The organism is Bacillus sp. JJ1127, from assembly GCF_036965845.1.
Classification (GTDB): domain Bacteria; phylum Bacillota; class Bacilli; order Bacillales; family Bacillaceae_G; genus Bacillus_A.
Genome location: NZ_JBALQK010000335.1, coordinates 1 through 6,545, shown reverse-complemented (window position 1 = coordinate 6,545; position 6,545 = coordinate 1). Strand labels below are relative to the sequence as shown.

The following is a 6,545-nucleotide window of genomic DNA, read 5'->3' as shown; positions in this document are numbered from 1 at the left end:
TTATAGACGTTTTATTTTATGCCTTTTCTAATTCAGTTTGTAGTTTACTTAGTTCCTGAAAGAACGTAGGATACGAAACTCCAACGGTCTCCGCATCTTCAAGTACTGTTTTATTATCTGCTATACAACCTGCAATCGCCAACATCATTCCAATTCGATGATCCCCATGACTATTTACTGTACCGCCCTTTAGCGCGGACTTACCGTAAATAATCATTCCATCATCCGTCGCTTCAATTCGTGCTCCTAATTTTGTTAATTCGGCCACAACCGTATCGATACGATTTGTTTCTTTTACTTTCAGTTCATGTGCATCTTTAATAACTGTAATCCCTTCTGCTTGTGTTGCCGCAAGCGCAATGATTGGAATTTCATCAATAAGCCTTGGAATTATTTCTCCACTAATTTCGATTCCTTGAAGTGATGACGTTTCAATTGTAATATTTGCAGCGGGTTCTGATGCATCCTTATGAATGGAATGAATTTCTAACTTAGCACCCATTTTCTTAAGAACATCTATAATTCCCGTACGAGTCGGATTCATACCAACGTTTTGTAAAACCAGTTTACTATTTGGAATCACCGCTCCTGCAACTAAGAAAAATGCCGCTGATGATACATCACCAGGAACTTGGATATCTGTCCCGATTAATTGTTGTCCGCCAGCAATTTTTACGGTTTTGCCCTCACGAGTTACTGTCACACCAAATGCTTCAAGCATTCTTTCCGTATGGTCTCGTGAAATGTGCGGCTCTGTAACACTTGTTACACCTTCAGCAGTCAATCCTGCGAGTAGAATGGCCGACTTCACTTGCGCGCTTGCTACAGGCGAAACATATTCAATTGCTTTTAAACTACCGCCCCGTATTGTAAGCGGAGTAAACGTCCCTTCTTCTCTACCATCAATTTTTGCTCCCATAAGTCTAAGTGGATTCGTTACACGTTTCATTGGTCTTTTTCCAATTGATGAATCACCTTGTATACAGGAATGAAAAGACGTATTTGCAAGTATCCCAGATATTAATCGTATCGTTGTACCAGAATTCCCTACATCTAACACATTTTTAGGTTCTTGTAACCCTTCTAATCCTTTTCCATTTACAACTACTTCATCACCATTTTGTGAGATTTCTACTCCCATTTCTTTAAAACAAGCAATGGTGCTTAAACAATCTGCACCAGGTAGAAAACCTTTAATGGTTGTTTTGCCTTGTGCAATCGCTCCAAACATGACAGCACGGTGTGAGATAGACTTATCTCCAGGGATTGTAATGGTTCCCTTTAATCCGTTTTTCACATTTTGTACGGTTTGTTCTTTCATAGGCCATTCTCTCCTTATTACATTGTTTCGTATGTTTGGTATTCTTCTTTTTGTAATGCTATCGTCGCCTTTAGACGATCTTCTTCTCTTTGGAAACTAATGCGAAGCACACCAAGTAATCCTTCTCGCGCTTCTAATATTTGCAAGTTCGTAATACTAATTTCTTTCTGTGCAAGAATACTTGTAATATGGGCTAATGCCCCAACTTTGTCTAAAACATCAACATATAAATCATGATAAGCTGGAATTGCACCACTTTTTCGAACTGGTAAAGAGTCACGGTATTCTTTAGCGTTTGCAAAATAGTTTTGTAATTCATTCGCATCGCCTTTAGAAACTGTTCTATATAACTCTTCCATTTCTGAAATCCATTCTTCTAGTAGCTGCAATAAATGCCCCTGATTTTGTCTGACAATATCACTCCACATTTTCGGACTACTTGATGCAATACGTGTAATATCTTTAAATCCACCAGCAGCAAGTTGATGAATGAGCGGATTATCTCCAGCATGCTTTTCAACTTGTTTCACTAAGCCCGCCGCAATTAAATGAGGAAAATGACTTACAATGCCCGTTACATAATCATGTTCTTCCGTATTCAATACGAGAAAATGAGCTCCTGTTCCTTTTAGCCATCCTTTCAGTTCTTCTACTCGATGGTTTTCTACATGACTCATTGGTGTTAAAATATAAAATGCATTTTCAAACAAATGTGCCTTTGCACTTTCAACTCCTGTTTTGTGAGACCCCGCCATCGGATGTCCCCCAATAAAAGAAATGCCTTCTGGTAATAAAGCTGACGCTTCATTCATGATTTTTCCTTTTGTACTTCCTACATCTGTAACAATTACATCTTCACGTAAATCATATAATGCGAGCTGACGTAATAACTTTGTTGTTTCTTCAACTGGGGAGGCAAAAATAATTAATTCCGCCTCCTCGCAAGCAGTTTGTAAATCTTTTGCTATTTCATCAATTACATAAAGTTCTTTTGCTCGCTCCACTTGTTCACTATGAATGTCATAGCCCGTAATCATTACTTCATGTTTTCTTTTAATCGCTAATGCGAGCGAACCACCAATTAATCCTGTACCAATTAATAAAACTTTTTTACACATTTTCCTCATCTCGAAACTTGTTTTTTCTATTGGTAAAGTGCTGTTTTAACACTGAAATCACTCCCTCATTCTGTTCTCTCGTCCCAATTGTAATACGGACACCGTCTGGAAACGGGCGAATAATAAAGCCTGCATGTGCACATCGTTCATATATTTCCCCAGCATCATCTACTGGCAAAAAGATAAAGTTTGTTTGAGATGGATAAAACGGAATCTCATTCTCGTTACAAAAACGTTCATATTGCTCTATTCCTTCGCGATTTATACGAACAACTTCCTGAATGAATTCGGCGTCAGTACAAGCAATTTTTGCTGCCTTTTGCGCAAGGGAAGAAACATTGAAAGGCAGACGAACAACATTTAACTTCTCAATCAATTCTTTCTGTCCAATTGCATACCCAATGCGAAATGATGCTAAACCATATGCTTTAGAAAATGTTCGCAATATAAGAAGGTTCTTATGTTTTTTCAATAGCGGTATTGTTTCTGGAAAGTCTTTCGCTGTGACATATTCATAGTACGCTTCATCAATTACAATTAGCGTATCTTCATGTACTCTATTTATAAATTTACTTAATTTTCTGTCATCAACATATGTGCCCGTCGGATTATTCGGATTACAAATCCAAATCATCTTTGTCTTTTCATCGGCAGCTAAAGCAATTTCCTCTAAGTCATATATTCCATCTTTTAAAGGAACTTCTTTTACTTCGCATCCTTCAATCACTGCATGATGGTAATATTGAGGGAAAGTTTCTCCTGCTGTTACAATATTATCGCCCGCGCGGAGCACCGTACGGCTTATAATTTGAATGACTTCATCAAGACCACTTCCACATATAATTTCTTCCTTTTGAACTTGTAGTTTTGCTGCAATCGTTTGGCGAAGTTCCAGCGCCCCTCCATCAGGATATAAAGCATGCTCATGCCACGTTTTTTGTAATTCTTCCATAACACGCGGTGAACAGCCAAATGAATTTTCATTTGATGCTAATTTTACAAACGAATGATCTCCATACACTTCTTTCATCTGCTCTGGTGATTTACCTGGTTTGTATGGCTGTAATGATGATAACTGCTCTTTTACCTTCATACGTCATCCCTCCTTTTTAAAATTCTTTTGCATATTTGTTATGCTGCATCATATTTTTCGTAATTAATTCCATGCGATCTTTTCCGAATTGTTCAACTAATGCATCTGCAAGTTCCCATGCAACAACAGCTTCTGCAACAACACTTGCAGCTGGAACTGCACAGCTATCAGATCGCTCAATGCTAGCTTGGAACGCTTCTTTCGTATCAATATCTACACTTGCAAGTGGTTTATATAATGTAGGAATTGGCTTCATAACACCTCGTACAACAATCGGCATTCCTGTTGTCATACCACCTTCTAATCCACCGGCGTTATTTGTTTTTCTTGTATATCCTTTTTCTTCGTCCCAAATAATTTCATCATGCACCGAGCTTCCCGGCTGCCTTGCTGCCTCAAACCCAATGCCAATTTCAGCGCCTTTAAAAGCATTAATACTCATAATGGCTCCTGCTAACTTTGCATCTAGTTTACGATCATAATGTACGTAGCTTCCAACGCCAATTGGCATTCCTTCTGCAATGACTTCTACAACTCCGCCAATTGAATCGCCGTTTGCTTTCGCACTATCAATCGCATCCATCATTATTTGCTCTACTTCTTTATCTAGGCAACGAACAGATGAATTTTCTGTAATTGTTTGGATTTCCTCTATTGATAATTGGCCTACATGGTTTGCTTTTACCCCACCAATTTCAAGAACATGCCCTGCAATTTGTACACCTATTTCTTTTAAAATTTGTTTTGCGACCGCACCAGCAGCCACCCTCACTGTCGTCTCCCTTGCAGAAGAACGCTCTAAAACATTTCGTATATCCCGGTGACCATATTTAATTGCACCGTTTAAATCCGCATGTCCTGGACGTGGTTTTGTGATTGTACGTTTCATTTCTTTACTTTCTTGCTCTGAAATCGGTTCAGCTCCCATTACTTTCGTCCAATGTTTGAAATCATCATTTTTTACAATTAATGTAATCGGCGAACCAAGCGTAATTCCGTGACGCACACCACTGACAATCTCCACTGTATCTGTTTCAATTTGCATGCGTCTCCCGCGACCATGCCCTTTTTGTCTTCTTAATAATTCCTTATTAATATGTTCTGCTTGTAACGATAATCCTGCAGGTACACCTTCTAAAATAACAGTTAACTGCGGACCATGTGATTCTCCGGCTGTAATATATCTCATTTTTCTTACCCCTTTATTATTTTTTTGTACAAAAAAGTCCCTACTGAGCTCTCAGTAGGGACGATTATTATCGCGGTACCACCCTAATTGTAGACTACATTTGTCTACCTCTTATCATTGTTAACGATCTATTAGACCGTCTTTCCCTTCATAAAGACTCTTATCTTTACTACGAAAAAGATGCTCTAGGGCTGTAATTCATGCTTATCTTTGTACTGATTCTCAGCATCCATCAGCTCTCTATAAACAGGGAGATAAGCACTACTGTTTCCCTTTCTTCGCATATTCAATATGGAATTACGATAATTTATTTTTGAATCCTTTTAACTCTTCCATGAATTTATGGAACTCTGGAATATCCATTTGCTGCGCTGAATCAGATAACGCAACCGCTGGGTCTGGATGTACTTCTGCCATGACTGCATCTGCTCCAATTGCTAATGCCGCTTTTGCAGTAGGTAACAATAAATCTCTACGTCCTGTTGAATGTGTTACATCCACAACGACTGGTAAATGTGTTTCTTTCTTTAGAATCGGCACTGCAGAAATATCTAACGTATTACGCGTCGCTCTTTCGTATGTGCGAATACCACGTTCACATAATATAATTTGATCATTTCCTTGTGCAATGATGTATTCCGCTGCATTGATGAACTCATCGATTGTTGCTGCTAAACCGCGTTTTAATAATACAGGTTTATTTACTTTACCTACAGCTCTTAATAGATCAAAGTTTTGCATGTTCCGCGCTCCAACTTGAATCACATCGACGTAATTAAGAGCCATTTCTACATCGTTGGGATTTAAAATTTCACTAATAATCGCTAAATCGAATTCATCAGCCACTTGGCGTAAAATTTGTAATCCTTCAACCCCAAGCCCTTGGAAATCGTAAGGTGACGTTCTTGGTTTGAAAGCACCGCCGCGCATTAATTTTAGCCCTTGTTCTTTCATCGCTTTCCCTACTTGGCGAACTTGATCTAAGCTTTCTACAGCACAAGGTCCCATGATGAATGTTTGTGTTCCATTTCCTAGTAATTCACCTTTGACATTAACAATTGTATTTTCTTTTTTCTTTTTACGTGAAACAAGCAATGCTTTACGATTGTCATCTTCTTGCAACTCTAAGCTCGCTTTGAAAATTGTTTTGAAAATGTGCTGAATTGTCGAAGTTTCGAATGGTCCTTCATTATGTTCTGCAATCATATCCAGTACTTCACGCTCACGTACTGGATCAAAACGCTTCGTACCTTGTACTTGCTTTTGTTCTCCAATCTTTTGAACAATTTTACCTCGTTTATTTAAAAGCTGTAATAATTGTAAATTGATTTCATCCACCTGTTTACGTAATTGTTCTAACTCATGATTTGCCATTTTATAATCCTCCTCTATTGTTTTAAAAATATGGTAAGAGAATAAAAATTCCCTATTTTCTGAATCAGTAAGCTATATAAATTTATTATGAGATCGATACCGCCTTTTATGTGTACAAAAAATCCCTACTGATCTATTCAGTAGGGACGATAGTTATCGCGGTACCACCCTAGTTGTAGACTTATTTCGTCTACCTCTCTTCACTGTTAACGATCAATTGACCGCCTTTCCGTTTTAAAGAATATACAACTCATCTTTAATCCGAAAAAGATGCTCCAGGACTGTAATTCGCACTTGTTTTTGTACTGGTTCACACCAACCACCAGCTCTCTGTTACAGGGAAACAACTACTACTCCTTTTCCTTTCACGGCATTTCATATTTCATTTTCAAGTTGGACCACAAAAGTGCAAAAAGTCCCTACTGATTCAATCAGTAGGGACGATAGTTA

Annotated in this window: 5 protein-coding genes and 2 other annotated features; all 5 genes read right to left on the bottom strand. The window is 38.3% G+C overall.

The annotated features are described in order from the left end of the window. Positions 1 to 16: 16 nt before the first annotated feature. Positions 17 to 1,321 (bottom strand): 3-phosphoshikimate 1-carboxyvinyltransferase, encoded by a 1,305-nt coding sequence (aroA, locus tag V7183_RS23875; protein ID WP_335361060.1) that lies wholly within the window; start codon positions 1,319 to 1,321, stop codon positions 17 to 19. 17 nt (positions 1,322 to 1,338) lie between these two features. Continuing rightward, the gene (gene tyrA / locus V7183_RS23870) at positions 1,339 to 2,439 is read right to left on the bottom strand and encodes a prephenate dehydrogenase (protein ID WP_335361059.1); all 1,101 of its coding nucleotides are present in this window, start codon (positions 2,437 to 2,439) and stop codon (positions 1,339 to 1,341) included. Further along, on the bottom strand, positions 2,432 to 3,532 hold the full coding sequence (gene hisC / locus V7183_RS23865) for a histidinol-phosphate transaminase (RefSeq protein ID WP_335361058.1): 1,101 nt from the start codon (positions 3,530 to 3,532) through the stop codon (positions 2,432 to 2,434). The genes tyrA and hisC overlap by 8 nt, the downstream gene beginning before the upstream one ends. Before the next feature lie 16 nt (positions 3,533 to 3,548). Beyond that, positions 3,549 to 4,721: a chorismate synthase gene (gene aroC, locus V7183_RS23860; protein ID WP_335361057.1), complete on the bottom strand. Its 1,173-nt coding sequence runs from the start codon at positions 4,719 to 4,721 to the stop codon at positions 3,549 to 3,551. Positions 4,722 to 4,774: 53 nt separating this feature from the next. Next, positions 4,775 to 5,009, bottom strand: a binding site (T-box leader). A gap of 9 nt (positions 5,010 to 5,018) precedes the next feature. Further along, entirely contained in the window at positions 5,019 to 6,095 is a 1,077-nt protein-coding gene (locus V7183_RS23855; RefSeq protein WP_097894735.1) for a bifunctional 3-deoxy-7-phosphoheptulonate synthase/chorismate mutase, read from the bottom strand. Between the two features lie 139 nt (positions 6,096 to 6,234). Next, positions 6,235 to 6,473 (bottom strand) — a binding site (T-box leader). Between the last annotated feature and the right edge of the window lie 72 nt (positions 6,474 to 6,545).

Bases quoted from the DNA above. Each gene is read 5' to 3' on its own strand.
- aroA (WP_335361060.1), bottom strand. From the start codon at position 1,321: ATGAAAGAACAAACCGTACAAAATGTGAAAAACGGATTAAAGGGAACC.
- hisC (WP_335361058.1), bottom strand. From the start codon at position 3,532: ATGAAGGTAAAAGAGCAGTTATCATCATTACAGCCATACAAACCAGGT.
- V7183_RS23855 (WP_097894735.1), bottom strand. From the start codon at position 6,095: ATGGCAAATCATGAGTTAGAACAATTACGTAAACAGGTGGATGAAATC.
- aroC (WP_335361057.1), bottom strand. From the start codon at position 4,721: ATGAGATATATTACAGCCGGAGAATCACATGGTCCGCAGTTAACTGTT.
- tyrA (WP_335361059.1), bottom strand. From the start codon at position 2,439: ATGTGTAAAAAAGTTTTATTAATTGGTACAGGATTAATTGGTGGTTCG.